The sequence below is a fragment of the Pedobacter sp. Bi126 genome, assembly GCF_918698245.1.
GTDB lineage: Bacteria > Bacteroidota > Bacteroidia > Sphingobacteriales > Sphingobacteriaceae > Pedobacter.
In genome coordinates, this window is the sequence record NZ_CAKKMS010000001.1 from 117,008 (window position 1) to 136,458 (window position 19,451).

At 39.8% G+C, this 19,451-nt stretch carries 10 protein-coding genes; 3 read left to right on the top strand and 7 right to left on the bottom strand.

Going from position 1 to position 19,451, the window contains the following annotated elements; genetic code table 11:
- Window positions 1-120: 120 nt before the first annotated feature.
- The 7 genes from LQ201_RS00385 to LQ201_RS00415 all read right to left on the bottom strand — a co-directional run bounded on the left by LQ201_RS00385 (window position 121) and on the right by LQ201_RS00415 (window position 13,484).
- Window positions 121-1,293: a glycoside hydrolase family 88 protein gene (locus LQ201_RS00385; protein ID WP_230146582.1), complete on the bottom strand. Its 1,173-nt coding sequence runs from the start codon at window positions 1,291-1,293 to the stop codon at window positions 121-123.
- 2 nt (window positions 1,294-1,295) lie between these two features.
- Window positions 1,296-2,489, bottom strand: coding sequence for an alginate lyase family protein (locus LQ201_RS00390; protein ID WP_230144220.1), 1,194 nt, complete (start codon window positions 2,487-2,489; stop codon window positions 1,296-1,298).
- Window positions 2,490-2,492: 3 nt separating this feature from the next.
- Window positions 2,493-4,955 (bottom strand): glycoside hydrolase family 2 TIM barrel-domain containing protein, encoded by a 2,463-nt coding sequence (locus LQ201_RS00395; RefSeq protein ID WP_230144219.1) that lies wholly within the window; start codon window positions 4,953-4,955, stop codon window positions 2,493-2,495.
- 85 nt (window positions 4,956-5,040) lie between these two features.
- A complete protein-coding gene (locus LQ201_RS00400) occupies window positions 5,041-5,925 on the bottom strand; it encodes a polysaccharide lyase (protein WP_230144218.1) in 885 nt (294 codons plus the stop codon).
- 219 nt (window positions 5,926-6,144) lie between these two features.
- The gene (locus LQ201_RS00405) at window positions 6,145-8,019 is read right to left on the bottom strand and encodes a RagB/SusD family nutrient uptake outer membrane protein (RefSeq protein ID WP_230144217.1); all 1,875 of its coding nucleotides are present in this window, start codon (window positions 8,017-8,019) and stop codon (window positions 6,145-6,147) included.
- Between the two features lie 11 nt (window positions 8,020-8,030).
- On the bottom strand, window positions 8,031-11,117 hold the full coding sequence (locus tag LQ201_RS00410; protein WP_230144216.1) for a SusC/RagA family TonB-linked outer membrane protein: 3,087 nt from the start codon (window positions 11,115-11,117) through the stop codon (window positions 8,031-8,033).
- Between the two features lie 621 nt (window positions 11,118-11,738).
- Complete coding sequence (locus LQ201_RS00415; RefSeq protein WP_230144215.1) at window positions 11,739-13,484, bottom strand: 7TM diverse intracellular signaling domain-containing protein; 1,746 nt, start codon at window positions 13,482-13,484, stop codon at window positions 11,739-11,741.
- A gap of 591 nt (window positions 13,485-14,075) precedes the next feature.
- On the opposite strand from LQ201_RS00415, the gene LQ201_RS00420 reads away from it, so the two are divergent.
- The 3 genes from LQ201_RS00420 to LQ201_RS00430 all read left to right on the top strand — a co-directional run bounded on the left by LQ201_RS00420 (window position 14,076) and on the right by LQ201_RS00430 (window position 19,442).
- On the top strand, window positions 14,076-14,639 hold the full coding sequence (locus tag LQ201_RS00420) for an RNA polymerase sigma factor (protein WP_230144214.1): 564 nt from the start codon (window positions 14,076-14,078) through the stop codon (window positions 14,637-14,639).
- Between the two features lie 88 nt (window positions 14,640-14,727).
- On the top strand, window positions 14,728-15,858 hold the full coding sequence (locus LQ201_RS00425) for a FecR family protein (protein ID WP_230144213.1): 1,131 nt from the start codon (window positions 14,728-14,730) through the stop codon (window positions 15,856-15,858).
- A gap of 146 nt (window positions 15,859-16,004) precedes the next feature.
- Window positions 16,005-19,442 carry a TonB-dependent receptor gene (locus tag LQ201_RS00430; protein WP_230144212.1) on the top strand — a complete coding sequence of 1,146 codons (3,438 nt, stop codon included), beginning with the start codon at window positions 16,005-16,007 and terminating at the stop codon, window positions 19,440-19,442.
- The last annotated feature ends 9 nt before the right edge of the window (window positions 19,443-19,451 follow it).

Sequence of the window (19,451 nt, forward strand, 5' to 3'; positions counted from 1 at the left end):
TATTATATACTTTATGCATTTCTTGATAACTTCATAATGCACATATTAGGAGATCATTCTTGCCGCATTGCAACCAAAAATAATAAGTGCAATACTGCGAAACCCAATAGTTTTCTCCTATTACTTACTCCTCAAAAGCGCTTCCAGATAATAATAATCTGCATAATTTATGGGCACATCAATTTCTGATTTTGCCGGAAGATGCCCGGTACTATGCTCGAGAATGAAGCCATAATTATTGCCAAATTTACTCGTATATTTTACGTTGAGACTGGATAAAATTTTATCAGCTGAAGCCTTATATTTTTTGCCTTTTACACTATATTTTGCGAGCTCATAAAGTGCAGAAGCGGTGATTGCTGCAGCGGAAGCATCCCGGGAAACATTTGGAATATCAGGGTCGTTGTAATCCCAATACGGAATACCGTCTGCAGGTGTAACTTTGTTATTCAGTATAAACTCTGCAATTCCCTCTGCCTGAGACAAGTATTTATCGTTTTTTGTTTCGCGGAAACATAGCGTGTATCCATATAAAGCCCATGCCTGGCCACGGGCCCATGCCGATTCGTTTGCATAACCCTGTGCTGTTATTTTCTGAAGTATATTTCCAGCCTTGAGTGTGTCATAATCAACTACGTGATAAGAACTAAAATCTGGTCGGAAGTGATTTTTAATCGTATTATCTGCATGGGACACAGCGATTTTATAAAAGGATGAATCACCCGTCATTTTGGTCGCTTCAAACAGCAATTCAAGATTCATCATATTATCAATAATTACCGGATATTTCCATTTATCACCATTATGATCCCATGATTTTAGCACACCTGCAGTTTTGTTAAATCTGGTAGAAAGCGATTTAGCCGCCTGAATAATAACGCCCTTGTAAGCGGTATCTTTTGTTAAGCGATAGCCATTTCCAAACGGGCAGTAAATCATAAAACCCAAATCGTGAGTACCACGATTGTATTGCTCTTTCTTGATATCTGCAGTATATTTCTTAGCCAGATCAAGCCACTTTTTATCTTTTGTATATTCATAAAAATACCAGAGTTCTGCCGGAAAAAATCCACTTGTCCAATCTCGCGATGCTACCATTTTAAACTGCCCCTTTTCTACGGTTCTTGGAGATACCAGACTGGGTTTGATCAAACGTGCCGAGTCAACATTTTTAACCAAAACATCAGTTTGTTTTGCTGCTGCAGCAAAAGCTTGATTTACGTTAACTTTTTGAGCATTTACTGAGCCAGCTAATAACATACAACATAACGTTATCTTAATTTTTAAATTCATATTTATAACCATATTAAAGGATTGCGAACTGGTAAATTCCTAATGACTTCTTCTACTTGAGGTGCATGGTCTAATTTTTCCCAGGTGGAATACCATTCATGCTGATTGAACTGAACCGCTCCGAAAATTAAAAAGGGTTGTGCAACAGGCCAGTTTTCCCAATACATTACATCGGCTTTTAAAGGCCATTTATTTTTTTCGGCTATAAAAGGATAAAGATAATCCTGACCTTTGCGGATCGATTTTCCATCTGCTGTTGTAAAATTCCAAAGATCATCATTTGGAGTGGACAAAATCTGGCAGAGCATCACCATCGCATCGAGGTTAAAAATTGAATATCCATAGGGTTTCGTTCTTACCATTTCTAAAGGAAAACTACCATCTATACCCATTTGACTGGGCAGTAAGATGGTTTTATAACTAATACGCAACGAATCGAGCATTGGCTCATCTTTACACAATTTAGCGAAAGATGCCACTTGCATCGCCCAGCACGTGGCATGATTATTTTTAACTGTTTTTTCTTGTATACCTGGTTTGGAGGTATTCAGCCACAGCGTATAATTGGCAAACCATTTTTTAATTCCAATGGAGATAGATTTATCAAATGCCTTTGCGTTTTCCATCACCAAAGCGCCTTGAGCAACTTCCATTAAATGAATGGTATCGATAATACCATAATTTCTTCCGGTAAATCTGCCCTTTACTGCTTGAGCAAATAAAAGATTTGGATTCATTAAGGTTTCAGGATTTATAAACCATGCCTGAAAATGTTTAACCGCATGCTTTACATAACTTTCATTGCCTGTTATTTTATAGGCTGAGGCCAATGCACCGATGATTTTACTAAAACGAATCATAGCCTTCCTATGCCCGACAAAATTATCCGGGTTCGTTAATCCATCTCGGTTGATATAAGGTCCATCCGGATTTTTCGGGTCGGGCCAGAAGTAATCTGCTTCCGAAAAAAAATCATGTTTGCCGCCAGCACTTCTCGGCGAAGATGATGCGGTAATAGTAATCGGCTCTTGTTCCATTGCCCATTTTGCCTGATTTAAAATTTGCTTTTTAAGCAACGCAATAGTTTGTTTCTTAATATCAGCAGGCAGCTTTCCCTTATTCAAAATATTGACAGAAAATGCCGTTCCTGCGATATAAAAAATAATAAACATTAAAATAACCAGTGCTCTTCTCATAACTTATAATGTTTCGAAAATGGTTGGCATGCCTTCTGATCTCACCGAAGCAATACTTTTGCCTTTATTTAATTTTACTTTGATAATTGCTCTGCCATTGTAAGCCTGTACTTTTCTCGAACCGGAAGATGTTCCCAAATCATCAATTAATCTTCCATCACCCGTTAACCCAAAATTTACCCAATTTGTTGCATCCAGACATTGTATTCCGGCTTCATCAAAAAGCTTAACCTCCAGGGTTGCAACATCTGCCTCCTCATTTATTTTGGTTAATGTCATTTTAGCGGCTTTGGTCCATTTCTCTGTTTGATAAATAAATTTTATCTCATCGCTTACGGTAACCTTACCTTTTTTAGCTACAACTTTAACTGTATTTTCTCCTTTAAGAAACGGAAGGTTCCAACGTAAACCCGCAGCGGGAAAATCCTGGCTGTTTCTTTTCTTTATCCCAAAGCTTTTTCCGTTCAGAAATATTTCTGCTTCCGTACAATTAGCATAAACTTTTACCATTTTTTCCTCTCCCTCATCACCCCATCGTACTGGCCAGCTATGCCCATAAATATGAACCATTGGCTTATCGGTCCAATACGATTGAAAAACATAATAAGCCTCCTTCTTAGTAAAGTCTCTTTCTACAACACCCTTCTGGTTCATGTAAGGTACCGGATTATCAGGACGAACAGGGGTAGAAAAATCTTTGAATGGCCAGTATGCCGAACCACTTAGCCAAGGCATGTTTTCCTGTTCTTTAAGGTGCCAATCAATCAAATTGGTGATGTAGGATTCACTCCAATCGCCATCTTTGGATATTCTTGCGGCACCCCCAAATAATGAAGCATCACCTGCCCGCTCATCAGCGCTTTCACCGGTTTTAATTTTACTTAGGGCTTTATCAGGATTTTCCGAATGTCGCATGGCATGGCTATCACCTCCCCATTCTACATGTAAAAAGCGCTTAACTTTAGCAAATTCATCTTGAGAAACCTTTTTATAATCAGTATAGGCACCACGGTACCAACCCGCCCAAATGGATGGAGAATATACATCAACTATATCGGCACAAAAATCGCATCGCCGGATTGCTGTATACCTGGATGAATCAAGTTTGTGGGAGCGTCCATTAAGTTCTTTCATAAAGGTTCTGATTTTTTCTTTATTAAATTCAGCAAAATCTCCCGGCCAATCGTTTTCATTTCCCAAGCCCCAGATAATAATAGAAGGATGGTTATAATGTTGCTCAATCATATTTGTAAGCATCTTTCTGGCCTGTTGTTTATAAGTTTCGCCGCCTAAACCACCCCGACACCAAGGGATTTCTTCCCAAACCAAAATGCCCAAACTATCGCAAAGGTTCAACACAATTCTCGATTGCTGATAATGCCCCAGCCGGATAAAATTAACGCCCATATCCTTCATCATCTGCATCTCGGTGCGAATCATTTCCTCACTCATTGCTGCCGCAACACCTGCATGGTCTTCGTGCCGATGGGTACCACGCAACAGTAACCGTTTTCCGTTTAAATTAAACGGACCTTTCTCTACGAAATTGATATTTCTAAAACCTATTTTATCTTCACTCTTATAACTGCCTGTGGATGAAACGAGATCATAAACCAGGCGATACTGCAAGGGTTTATCTGTCGACCATAATTGTGGCTTATTGATCTGCAAACTCCATAATTCAGTATCACCATTTAAATTATTAAGCTTTTTTTCCTGCTGTGCAACAACCTTTCCTCTTGGGTCGATTAATTTAAGATGGATAGTGGCATTTTTTAGACCTGTAGGATCGTAAAATCTTCCGCTTACATTTAATTTACCCAATTTTCCGTGGGCATCTACTTCAGCTTTAGCAAACATTTTTTCAACAGAGAGTGGCGGAACATAAACCAAGTTTAAATAGCGATAAATTCCTCCATAAACATTAAAGTCTGATAGATCGGAAGGAATCATTTCCAAATCTCTTGAATTATCCGTACGGATAGAAACTGGCACCTGCCCGTTAAACTGCTTTTGGTAAACTTCCTCTTTTTGAAATGCGGCAACCGCATCTGTAATGTCAACCGTCCATTCATCGTAACCACCGAGGTGAGCTGCAACTTTTGTGGTGTAAACATAAACTTCTGTCTTTTGACCAGCACCTTCGAAATGCAAAATGGTTCTACCATTTTGATAAGGATTTTCGATTTTAAGCTTTGTGCGGTACCATGCGGGGCCCTGGTAATAGTTCACATCAGGGTCTACCGCATCTGTAGCATTAACGCAATGCGGTAAATTCACCTTTTCCCATAATGGAACGGATTCAGGATTTCCCAAGCCCACAGGGCGGACCGCTTCCCAGACCCCTCCTAAATCCTGTTTAAGAAATTCCCAGCCAGCATATAACCGCATTGATTTTTGCGCAAATGCTATATCGGATGATAGGAAGAAACTGAGGACAATAAGATACCTGGCTATTTTTTTCATATATAATAATAAACAAATTATTTTTTTTGCGATCTTATTGTTTTAATGATTTTGATGGTGATTATCAAGCTTCACCATCAAAATGCTATTGAATTTTGTTTACTACTAAATCATCAAAGTAAATATAACTGGTCTGACTGGAACCCCAGACAGCAACGTCCTTTCCACCCCTGAAATTATGGAAGGATAGTCGCTTAATTAGGCGCTCTGCATCGTTTGTCGTCCAACGGATAGACTGATCTAATACTGTTTCACCATTTATAAGTACCTGTACCCAGCCATTTTTAGTAGATCCGGTATTACTTTTCACATAAAGATGTACTGTATAAGTATTTCCTTTGACAAGGCTTCCGCTTGTTGGATAAGATCTTCCAAAGGTATCTCCACAGGGACCAGCCATATCCCTATGATAAACATAAGGTTGAAAATAGACTCTGTTACCATTATTGTACCACATTAATCGCAGACTTCCTCCATTTCCATCGGTGGGAATGTCACAGCCTGTATTGCCTTCTCCTATAAGAAAGCCAAATCCTACCTTTCCGCCCCTGCTCCAATCGAACTGACTATGAAAACGAACCTTAAATGTGGCCTCATATGCAGAACCATCAGATAGGTCCGCCCCAGCGATAAGTCCGTTGGACACGGAGTTTGGAGCCAAGGTTGCCCTGGCCCACCCACCTGATATGTAGGCACGGTCTTCGTTCCAGCCCGTCAGCGCAGCCATGCCGAAATCGCTACTTGCTTCACTGTAAGAATATGAACCATCGGGATGATCAAAACTGGTATTGATGTTGCTTGGATAAGCTTGAGCGGCAGCCGCTGCCATACTTTTATTTACCAAAAGTTTTTCCGAGGTAACAATGCACTGGTTTGTCTCTGAAGAATCTTTCGAACAGCCTAGAATAACGCTGAAAAAAAATAACATGGCCATACCGGCTGATTTAGATATTATAATTTTAACACTCATTTTAATTTGGTTTAGGTTTAAATCTGGTTAGATATTTCTTATTCGTGCTTTACTGTCCTGGACAGCCATGTGCATCGTTTTGCTTTAGTTTCTTGTTAATTTATATATGTACTTAAAATATTTTGATTTCATACGGGTCAGGAAAAGAGCAGTCCTTGTTTAAGGGGCTGCCCATTCTAATCAAAACCAAGTATATTCTTACACGGTCTTTATCTTCTATTAGGGTATCTTATCCAATGCGGGTACATTCTGATCATATCCTGCATAGCCTTTATTCTGGTTAATCCTGCCTTCAGTGTTAAACCGTTGTGCACTTGCCGGAACAGGCCATAAAACGTGATAAGGTGCAATTTTGTAGTTTACACCTTGTAATGTTGGCACCTGATTTTTATAAAAATCATTTTTTTCTATAATCCTGTCGTACATAAAATTATTATCAGAAAAAGTAGCAAGGCTATAACTCTTACCGTTATAAGCAGGCTTACCTGTTTGTGCAAAAATATATGCAATACGGGTAAGTTCTGTTTTGCGAGGCTCTTCCCAAAACAATTCACGGGCACGCTCATCCAAAATGGTTCCTATTGTTATTTGTGAAGCATTTGTTAACAACGTTGCATTAGCTCGGCTTCTCACTACGTTTAAGTCGGCCATAGCCAATCCAAGTTCACCTTTCCAATAATAAGCTTCTGCCCTAAGTAGATAGGTTTCTGCCAAACGGAATACGTACCAATCGGTATTTGTTCCGCGGGGTGGTGTCCAGTATGGGTCATTTGCTAACGCGTTGGTAGAATTGATGAAAACTTTATAATGTGGCCACCCAAACCAGTGACGAATGGTATCAAGTGCACCATTTGTGAAACGTTGTTTGATATTTGCATCCGAATACATTTGCAGAGGCTGACCATATAAGGCTCTATCCGCAGCATTTGTTGAGGTTTTCAATGCCGGGTTATTGTACACTAAATCTGTCATATCCATCCACATGCCTTTTGCATGTCGGTAATCGGTATTATCGGTCCAGATGTATTTTGTGCTGTAAGGCGTACCGCGGTATCGGCCAATTCCTCTACCGTACATTCTGGTCAGTGGAATTTCTGCGGTAACCAAATCCACAATTGCGGTCGCTCCTGATGGTGTTTTGACGTTTGCAAAATGCCAGGCGGGAACGGTGTTTCTCATCAGTTGTGAACCCAAGGCTGTAAAACCAGCAAAAGCTTCTCTATCAATCACTAAAAATAGTGCTTCCCTATTGGTAGTAAGCGATTTATTATCCATTCGGTGCAAATCCCAGACTACATTTTTTGTCAAATCAGAAGCGGTGCTTCCAAAGCGCGTGGTCATCATACCATATTTCCCACCAGAAATTACATTAGAAGCTGAAGCAATTGCATCATCAAATTTACCAAGTGCCAGATTTACTTTAGTTAGCAAATGGCTAACAGCACCTTTGGTTACGTCCCCCTTATTGCCTCCATCGGTAACCCAGGTTTGGGCAAATTCAAGATCTGTTTTCATTTTGCCTAGGATTACTTCTCTTTTTGTGGAATAAAAATCTGCTTTTGGAAATTCCAGATCATTTAAAAGCAATGGTACATCGCCGAACTGATGAACAAGTCTGTAGTAATAATAAGCCCGGTAAAAATATGCTGATCCTAAAATCAGATTTTTTTCAGCTTCAGATGTATATGTTGGTTTATCAATGTTTGAAATGATTGTATTAGCTTGCCGTACCGCAACAAATTCATTATCCCAGTACCAGCCTATTTTGTTGAAGTCATCGCTGTTAAGATTGGCATCCGGAGTGATCCTAGAAATTAAATCCTGAGCGGGTGTGTTTTTATCGGTTGTTCCATCCACAGCAACATCTGAAAAAATCGATTCTGTTAGTAGTGGAGCAGAATCGCCAAAAAACTCTCTTCGCGTAGCCAATCCAAGACCATTAAGTGCGGCTTTCATAGCGGTAAGGTTGTTTAGATTTTCTGGTGCATAAGCGGAGAGTTGCTTTGAATCCAGATATGCTTTTTTACATCCAGCAAAGCCCAGTAATGCAGCGAAAGCAAATAGGATGGATATATTTTGATTTATTTTTTTCATTTTCATTTAAGTTATAAATTCACATTAAGACCTAAAGTGTAGTATCTTGGCGTAGGACCATTATTTTGCGGATCCCAAAATGTCCATGTTGGCGCATAGTAGCCTGCATTATTTACATTGGCATAAATTTTAGCGCTTTTTACACGAAGTTTAGTAAGCAAATCTGATGGTATCGAATAAGATATGGCTACGGTATTTAAGCGTATGAAAGAGTTATCCCAATACACATTATAGCTTGTTCCACTGGATCCAGAATTTAGTCTGGCATAATCGTTTATTGGGTTTGCGGGAGTCCAATACGGTAAAACATACGATGATGAGCGGGCAAATCCTACGCTACCAGGTTGGTTTTTTGCTGAATTATATTGTTTAAGCTGCCCCCAGTTGGCAAGCAATTGAAATGAAAAATCAAAATTTTTGAAAATATTGAATTCATTTCTCATGGCGAAGAAATAGCGTGGTGTACGGTAACCTAAAAACTTTTTGTCATTATCAGAATAGGCATAATCTCCGTCAACATCTTCCAACTTAAAGTCGCCGGGTTTAATGGCTGCCTTTGTAAATTTAGCGGCTTCTGCCATTTCACTTTGCTGCCATACACCCTGAATGTTATAATCCCATATGATGTCGATATCTTTACCTATAAACCACCCATTTCCAGGGTCGTCTGTTGGCAAGGCAAGGGCAACAATTTTATTTCTGTTGAAGGAAAAATTGAAATTGGTATTCCATTTAACAGGACCATTAACAAGATTTTTACTATTCAGGTTTAGTTCTCCTCCACGATTATTGATACGGGCAAGGTTTGAATAAACATTAGAATAGCCGCTAACATTCGGCAATGTCTGTCTAACTAATAAATCACTCGTTTTCTTGTTATAGGCATCAATAGAACCGTTAATGCGATCGTTAAGAATTGAAAAATCAAAACCAGCATTCATCGCGGTAGTTTCTTCCCACTTTAAGTCTGAATTGGCCATTTTCGCCCCAATCTGAACGGTGTTCACATCTGAGGCAGCACCACTACCATTTACAGTTTGGTATTTACCACTCGTTAACTGAGCAAGTGCAGCATATGGATCAACAGTTCCGTTATCAGGGTTACGTAAATCACGGTTACCATTAATACCATACGACAGACGAAGCTTCCCATAGCTTAACCACTTCTGATTTTTCATGAACGCTTCATCTGTAAATACCCATGCTAATGCTGCTGCCGGGAAGGTAGCGCGTTTGAAGTTTACGCCAAAAACGGAATAACCATCTCTACGAACCGAAAGGGTTAATATATAACGGCTCAATAAACTATAATTTATTCTTGCCATCAATGCATCTCCTGTATATACTTTATCTTCACTATTTGTTACCGGTTTGATACCGCTCGAAAGATTATGATAACTTAGCACGTCACTGGGAACGAAGCCTTCATTTGAAGCTTGTGTCCACCAGGTCTGGTATTTTTCAGCATTTGCCAATAGTGTTACATCCAGGTTGTGAATGTTGGAGAAGGTTTTGTTCCATTTAAGTAAATTATCCACCTGCCAGTTGTATCGGGTTTCATTAGCTCGTGTTGCAGATCCTCCGGGAGTTACTACATCCGGGTTTCTGGAAGATCGATAATCGAATGTTCTATAGAAATCCAGACCTGGACTAAAATTCAGTTGATAGGTGATTCCGAAAGGCAATTTTACACGTCCATAAACGCTTGCAAAAATTGTATTTTGCTTATTCATGCGTTCATTGTATGTCATACTTAAAAAAGGATTTCTGGCATTTAAACCGCTATCATCTGTTGGAATGCGCCTTAATTGCCCGTTTGAAAGGTATTTATCTCCATAAGGTGACAAGTTTAATATCTGAGCCCAATCTGCCTCGGTTGATCCGTCTCCTGTTCTGGCTTCATCTCTATCGGCGAATTGGACGTTCATACCCAGGGTTAACCATTTGGCTGCTTCGCCTTCAAGATTTATCCTTCCTCTGATTGCGGTATAATCACCACCTTCTATAACATTCTGGTTTTTTTGATAGTTTAAAGACATATAGTAGGAAATTTCTTGCTTCTTACCGCTTAAAGAAAGGGTATGATCCTGACGGAAACCAGTTCTAAAGATATCATCATACCAGTTAATTGTTTTTCCGGCGAGGTAATTTGCCTTCTCATTTGCAACAAGGCCAAGTCTGTTGAGCCATAAATCAACAGGATCACCAGTTTGCCCATTCAACCATTGGGTGAGGTTAACGCCTTCGGGGAGATTTCTAGGATCGCTATACAAATATTCCGGGGTTGTGGCACCGCTCCGCAACACATCACCTCTCCATGACAAAAATGCTTCATCCTGGTAAGGCCGCATGTTTTTAGCAACCTGGGCAAGACCAACATTGGTATTAAAAGTAATGGTTGGAGAATCACCTCTTCCCTTTTTTGTCGTTATCGCAATAACACCTGTTGCAGCTTTAGCTCCGTAAACCGCAAGAGAACTTGCGTCTTTTAAAACGTCTATTCCATCAATATCATTTGGATTAATATCAGCGAGCTGCCCATTGTAAATTACACCATCCAAGACAATAAGTGGTGAGGTTCCTGCACTTAAGGTCGACTTCCCCCTTACCAGTAAGTCTCCACCACCCTTGGCACTTGAACTAAGTCCAACAGACAATCCAGGAATATTACCTTTTAGTACATCTGCTATACTTTGTGGATTTTCATTTTCAAGCTGGGTTGCTTTTACGCTGGAAATGGCGCCGGTAGCATCACGTTTTGTTGTGGTACCATAGCCTATTACGACAACATCTGTCAGGCTTTTGGATTCTTCATTTAAAGTCACAGAAATGCTTGTTCTCTGGCCAACTGAAATTTCTTGCGTGGTGAATCCCACGGCAGAAAAAACAAGCGTCGCATTAGGCAGAACTGATATTAAAAAGCTTCCGTCAGCTCCGGAGGATACAGCAGTTTGAGCATTCTTCACTTTCACCGAAATGCCTGGCAGGCCTACCCCGGCTTTGTCTTTAATGGTTCCCTTCACAGCTATGCTTTGTCCAAAACACAGCGTAAATACAAAGCAAACCAATGCAATTAGTAAGGTAATGGTTTTTCTCATTTTATATTTGGTTTAGAATAATTGGATGATACAAACCTATTCTAAATATTTCATTTTCCAAACAAAAAAAATACATAACTACCTATTAAATAGATAGTTACATTAATTTATAATACGATATAGCAACAATGATATCGCTTCATAAAAGCACTCCATCGTTTCCATTTCAAGTATGTTTATTTTTGATTAATACGGCTGAGCAACATCCATTATTCGTTATTTTTTTTCAGGATAATGAATGCTATACGGTTTTTGGAAAGCTGATGCTGTATCAATCGCGCTGATCAAAGCATAACTGGCTCATTTAATTTATTTGACTATAAATTAGAATTTATATACCGCATAAGGAGTGGGCTGAAATTGTGGCAAGAAATATATGATCGGGTATCGTATTTAGGTGATAGTGATAAATGAACACATTTTTCAGACCGCTTAGGCTAAGTAAACTTATTTCATTTAAAGCAAAATGTTAAAGCTGTCATTTATATCAACGGGGTTTTAGATATGCAATACAGTCTTTAACTGCGGAGTGGAAAAGAAGTAATTTTCTGATTCGAATATATCAACTAAAACACCATTAAAAGTTGGATGGTATACTGCTTGCTGTAGCAATCAATATGATTACACAATTGCCGGATCCAAAAGCAGCTTTCCCCAATCCCCATCTGAATTTTTCTTAATCAAAGCTTTTTTATCAAGCAAAAGCTTTTGCATTTTCGAATTATAAGTCCAGCAGGTGCTTTGGCGAATGTTTAAAATCTCGGATAACTTATAGGAAGAGATGGTACCCTTAGAGGTATAGATCAGAATAAACATATACAATGCCTTGTTTATGGGTATTTTTGAATTCTGCAGGATGGTATGGGCAATTGCTGATTCATCATAACCGCACTTGGTACATCTTCTACTGAATGAGGTTTGACCTGTAGAGTGTTGCGTGTTCTGACACCGCCTACAGGCATATCCATGACTCCATTTCAGTTCGGAAAGGTATCTAAAACAACTATCCTTATCTGGATATATCCTGCTGAATTCCTCAAAATCCAATCCCTTTTGCATCACTCTTGCGCGAGTAACTTTCTCTATATTAAGATGAAGTTCAGAAATATCTTTTTTCAGTAAATGGTTCATCACTGAGATCTCTGCATTTTGTCTTTCGATGGTTACGGTCTTTTGCTGAATCTCCTGTGTACGTTCATTAACAAGAACCTGGAGTTGTTCATTTAGGGTTTGGTGTAAGTCATCATTTATTCTAAGCTGTTCAATAATCCTTTTTTGTACCCTGCTTTTTTTCTTTCTGAGTGTGCGTATCGCATTTCCTATCGCGAAGGAAACCAATATCATTTCAATAATAAAGCAGATACTTAGACTGTAATAGCTAAGGGTGCCATAAGGAATCCATTTCAAAAGCAGTAAGATCTTGAGCAGAAAACCTGCAACCAGAAATCCATAACCAAAAACTAAAAAGCTCGCCGGCCTGTAGCCAGATGAGAGTACAGAAATTCCGGCGCTGAAAGCAACCAGGAGAGGAATAAATTCAATAATCTTGAAATTAAATAAAGGGGTATAAATCAGGCAAGCGATAAAGAAGATGCCTCTTAAAAGAATGGTAATTAACACCAACTTATAAAAAAATGGTGATTTTGACTTGAGATATAAGAAATTACTAGTAAATAATAAACCGAAAATGCTACTCAAAAAAAGCGAAACGCCAAATCCATAAACATTGATATGAGGATTTGTAGGCCAGAGATATTGGAAGGCTATACCATCATTGCACATTTCATACGTACCGATACTCAAGTTATACAGCACATAAAATAAATACTGTTTACCCTTTACAGCAAAGTACATCAAAAGGTTATACAGGCAAAATACCGCTATCATCCCATAAAAAAGCCCAAATAACAAATATTCTCCCAAAGCGTAGCTGACAAACCATCTCAGATCCCGCAAGACAATAATCGTGCTTACTGAATGCGGTGATTTGATCCGGAGATAATAAGTGAAGATTTGATCAGTATGGTTATTTAAATCATATATGAAATTTTTATGGTCGTATCCTCTATTGGAAAAATCATAATTAGTCCCATAATAATTTGCCTTGTAGTTACCCGATCCATCAGGTGCATATAATGTCAACTCGCTTATTGACTGATCAAAAAACTCAAGTATCCATTGTTTTGAGCTCTCCTGATTATGACTGATTTTAAACCGATACCAATAAGCTGACCCTGTATTGTCATTTTTAGGGATTCTAAAAGTATTTGAACGGAATCTATGCTGAAATTTTTTACTTATTATCTGTCTAATATTCAATGTAGCTTTAGGATCTTCCAAAACATCAATCTGACCAAACGAAAGCATTGTATGTGGTGAATTATCCTGAATTTGTACAGTTTGCTGCGCCTGAATCGTCTGAGCGAAGCAAATTAATAATGTGAACAACGCGGGGATCCCTATAATTCTACTGTAAATGATAATACTAAATAAATTAATTACGCGATACAAGCGGGCGGACGACATCTGTTACATTAATGGTTAGAATAGTCCTAAAATATCAAAACATTATTTCAAGTCCAAACTTTTCTGCTTGAATTAATAACCTATAGTGGTTTGTAAATATTAGGATAGCTATGGGGATTTATAGGTAGATTTTTAAACAAAGAGTTAAGAGCAAAAAAAATGGGACGAAAATCTTCTGAAAAGACCTGGTTCCACTTGGGTCGACAAAGGTTCAAATTAGCAATAAATTCATAGCTGATTTGAAGGAAATCGCCGAATTAGGCACTAAGATGACAGCGTATGATGAGCTCGCTGAGGATAAAGGTGACTGCATCGAAATGCCAACAGCACTATAGAACAACAAGAATTAATCTCGTTTCTCTACAAAACCAGATAGAATTATAGTTTTTGACCATATTCATTATTTATGTATGTTAGTGCATTCCAAACCGAATGCCCTATAAACACTATAATGATCAGGAACTAACAGCCTTACTTAAGTCAGGTGATCAGCTGGCCTATGCTGAAATTTATCACCGTTACCACGCTGCCCTTTACATTCATGCATTTAAACGACTTCAGTTAAGAGAAGAATGCAGGGATTTGGTTCACGAACTCTTTACCACATTATGGATAAAACGCGAGGAAATTACTTTTAAATCTACCCTTTCCGGATATCTTTATACTTCAGTGAGAAACAAAATATTCGACTTACTGGCAAAGCAAAAGTTAAAGAAAACATATATTCAATCTATTCAAGATTTTGCAGAAAATGGTTTGGTTACTACCGATTACCTCGTCCGGCAAAACCAGTTAAAGGCCATTATAGATCAGGAAATTGCCAACCTTCCTCCCCGCACCCGTCAAATATTCGAACTGAGCAGGAAAAACTTCTTAAGTCATCAGGAAATCGCTAAAGTGTTAAACCTGTCAGAACAAACAGTAAAAACTACGATAAACAATGCATTAAGGGTATTGCGTAGCAGGCTTGGATCTATGCTGTTCCTCTCGCTCTGATTTTTTTTAAAATTTCTTTACCCCCTAAGCTATTCTGCTTCGTCTTTAACCTCTGAATGCGGAAGGTACGCTCCTTCGCAGTTTAACAATGATGCAAAAAGAGGAAATTAACGCGCTTTTACAAAAGAAACAGGCAGGTAACTGTACACCTGAAGAAATCGACTTTTTAGAGAGTTGGTATGCACAATGGAATAAAGATCTTCCCCTGGGTTTAACAGAAGAGGAACTACTCGAAGACCTGTTCATTATTAAAAAGATGACCAGTACCCTGCCAGCCGAAAGAAAGTTCAGCACATTAAGCCAAAAACTTTTAATTGCAGCATCGCTGCTGGTCATGGTAACTGTCGGGCTTTATTATTACCTGCATAGCCAACGCACGGATTACAATCTGGCGCTTCATGATATCCAACCCGGCAGCAACAAAGCCACTGTAACGCTGGCAAATGGTCAAAAAATTGATCTAAAAAATTTAACAGGCGGCGTAGTGGTTGATAAATCCGGACTGGAATATAACGATGGAACCGATATAAATGGAATCGGCTCAACGGAGGTAGCGGCGCAGCAACTGATACTAGCTACCCCTAAGGGCGGTCAGTACCAAATCACGCTCGCTGATGGAACCAAAGTGTGGTTAAATGCCGCATCATCATTAAAATTCCTTTCCAGCTTTGCCGGCCAGAAAGAACGCCGGGTAGAATTAACTGGAGAAGCTTATTTCCAGGTTACGCATAATGCCAAACAGCCCTTCCGCGTAATGAGCGCAGGCCAGGTTGCCGAAGATCTTGGAACGTCTTTTAACATCAATTGTTATGCTGATGAACCCCTAAGCAAAACAACCCTGGTAGAAGGAAGCATGCAAATCCAAAGTTTAAAAGATGCTCAGCATTTAAAAACTGTCGTGTTAAAACCTAGTCAACAGGTATCTATTGATGCTGAAGGTACGATAACCTCACGGTTGGTGAATACAGAAGAAACTTTAGGCTGGAAAAACGACAACTTCATCTTCGACGGAGAGGATCTGAATTCGGCCATGCGCAAGATTGCAAGATGGTACAATGTGGATGTTGTTTATGAACCGGGGTTAAAAATAGCTTCAACACCTGTTCTGGAGGGATTGGTATCGAGAAAAAGTAAGTTATCGGAAGTACTGAAATGGATAGAAACTGTTGGTGATGTCCGTTTCAAAATCGAAGGAAGGAGGGTAACAGTGATGAAATAATTACTACCCGATTATGCCAAATCACCAGGGGTGCTGGACACACCCCCGATAATTACTGGCATCCAGTTAATAAAAATTACTAACCAAAACCTGCAGTTGCCCACAATTTGACCTGAGCGGCCACTGCACAAACCAAATATAACAAAATGTATAGATTTTATGCCAGCAAATCGGGTATAACAGACCGTTATATCCGTAAAATATGGATGATTATGCGCCTAACCACCATCATACTCCTTTTCACGCTAATGCAGGTAAGTGCGGCAAGCTTCGGCCAACGCATTACCCTTAATGAACGCCGGATATCATTAAAGAGTGCATTAGAAAAGATCCATAATCAAAGTGGATATAATTTCCTATTCGACAGAAAAGTCCTCAACGGAATCAATCCCATTACCATTTCTATTGAGAATGAGGAACTGGAAACCGCAGTAAAAAAAATCCTCAATAACCTTCCCCTGGTCTATGTTATTGATGGAAAAACCATCCTGATCAAAGAAAAAGAAAGTTCACTTCTCGACAGGGCTGTTGACAAACTGAGCAGCATTTTCAGCAGTCAGGAAATACGGGGTAAAGTAACCGATTTAAAAGGAAACCCTATTCCGGGGGCAACCGTAATGATTAAAGGAACTAAAAAAGCAACCGCTACAGATTCGAATGGAAATTTTAAAATCCAGGCGGATAAAAATGAAACACTGGTCATCCAGATCGTAGGCTTTATCACCAAAGAAGTATTTTTGGGCGAACAGACAGAGCTCAGCATCAACCTGACGGAAGAAGACAAATCCCTGGAAGATGTAGTAGTAGTTGGTTATGGAAAACAAAAAAAGGTAACCATTACAGGCGCAGTTAGCACGATCAATATGTCGGATATGCAGACCCCTAACCGTTCACTTTCCAACTCTTTGGCTGGTAAAGTTGCGGGGGTTATCTCTATGCAGCGAAGCGGCGAACCAGGATACGACAACGCTTCTTTTACCATCAGAGGCATAGGAACTTTTACAGGAAATACAGAACCACTGATTATTATTGACGGCGTACAAAGGGATGATGTAAACAGCTCCTTTGGAGGATCTTACAACAACATCGATCCGGAAGACATCCAAAGTATTTCCTTACTTAAAGATGCTTCGGCTACTGCAGTTTACGGTGCCAGGGGAGCCAATGGAGTCCTTATTATCAATACCAAACGGGGTACTGCCGGAAAGCCATTGATTTCAATCAAAACCGAAGCCTCTATGTCTGGTCTCACCAAAACTCCACAAATGCTGGATGGTGTTTCCTGGATGAGGCTCTACAATGAAGCCAATATTAATGATGGCAATCAACCTGTATATTCAGAAGAAATTATCCAGAAAACGGCAAGTGGCCTGGATCCGTACCTCTACCCTAATGTAAACTGGATCAAATCAACCTATAAAAACTGGGCTCCAGGTTTTAATACCAATTTAAATGTAAGCGGAGGCTCTCAAAGCGTGAGGTACTATGTTTCTGCCTCTTTTTACAATCAGGATGGCAGTTATAAAGTGACCAAACAAAATGGCTATAATCCAAATTTAAATTTTAAAAGGTATGATTTCAGGACCAACCTCGATATCGACCTGAGCCCCACAACCTTATTATCGATGAATTTAGACGCGATGTTGGTGAGCAGCAGATACCCGGGTTTATCAGCAAGTAAAATCTGGTATAATGCCTATTTAACCCCGCCTATCGCTTTCCCTATCCAATATCCCGATGGATCGTGGGCTGGCCCGTTTAACAATGGAGGAAGCAATCCGCTCAACGAAATTCAAAATTCGGGTTACGCAACAGAATTCCGTCCCACTATACAATCCATTTTTTCCATCAATCAGAAATTAGACCGTTTTACACCTGGACTGAGTGCAATGGCCAGGTTCTCCTTTGATTCGTACAGTGAAAACGATAATAGGCGAACGGGAAGAAACAACCTTTTCCTGGCCAGCTCAAGAGATGCTGATGGCAACCTGATCCTTAACCAATCAAGGGTTGGAGAACAGTTTCTGGGTTACTCACAATCTTCAAGTGCAGAGAAAAAGATGTACCTGGAAACCAATATCACTTACGACCGCAGGTTTGGCCATCATCATGTTGGCGGTTTATTTTTATACAATATGCGTACCAGGGTGGTTAGCTCGGCAGGAGATATAATTTCTTCTATCCCTTACAAAAACCAGGGTATGGCTTTCAGGGTAACTTATGATTATGCAGACCGTTATCTGCTCGAATTTGATGCAGGTTACACCGGTTCAGAGAATTTTGAGCCTGGCAAAAGGTTTGGATTTTTTCCTTCTGTTTCAGGGGGTTGGGTGATTTCGAACGAACCCTTTTTTAAAAACCAATCCGCTACTGTGAACCTGCTGAAAGTTAGAGGTTCTCATGGAATTGTAGGAAATGACCAGATCGGTGTTAATGCAGCCGGTTTGAGAAGGTTCCCTTATATAAGCCAATATGGCTCGGGAAGTTCTATAGGTTTAGGCTTTAATGGAACCATATTTAATGGGGTGACTGAAACCGTGTTCGGTGTAGAAAACCTTACCTGGGAAAAGGCAACCAAAGACAATTTTGGTGTTGAAATCGGTTTGTTCAATAAGCTCAACATCACCGTAGACCTGTACAAAGAAAGAAGAAAAAACATTCTGATTGCCAGGAGCTCACTCTCGGGCATTCTGGGTGTAACCGGAACTGTATTTGCCAATTTAGGGGAGATGAATAATCAGGGGGTAGATGCCAATGTGGAATACAATGAGAAAATTGGAAATGTATCGCTTCGACTTTATGGGAATTTCACCTATAACAACAATAAGATCGTTGAACGGGATGAACCAAAACAACTGTATGCCTATCAGCAGGCAACCGGACAGAAATTGGGAGACAACCTGATGTACATTGCTGAGGGGCTGTTCACCTCCACCCAGCAGATCGCCGCCAGTGCGAGCCAGTTTGGAGCAAATTTAAAGCCGGGAGACATTAAGTACAAAGATGTGAACAATGATGGGGTAATTAACAGCTTCGACAGGGTATATACCGGTAAATCAGACGTTCCAACCATTCTTTACGGATCAGGATTTACAGTAGGTTATAAAGGTGTAGATCTTTCTCTTTTCTTCCAGGGCATTTCGGGTGTATCTTTTATGGCAAACGGCTCGGCTGTTACCGGCGATGGAGCAACTGGTGCAGGCGTTGTACCTTTTACAGGCATGGGGCAATATCCTTCGGGTATGCTAGCCAGTCTGGAAAACAGGTGGACTGTTGAAAACCCGAGACAGGATTCCTATTATCCCAGACTGGGGATTTCCAATCAGAACAGCAATAATTATCAGCCCAGCACCTGGTGGTCTAAAGATGGGAGCTTTGTCCGCCTAAAACAAGCCACCTTGGGCTACCGGTTTTCGGATGCTTTGCTTACAAGGGCCTCGATTAAGTCGGTATACCTGTATTTAACAGGGCAGAACTTGCTTACTTTCTCCAAATTTAAATTGTGGGACCCGGAACTTGGCGCCAATGCGGCAGGATATCCTCCCTTAAGAACATTTGCACTGGGGCTGAAAGCATCACTTTAAAAAGACTTA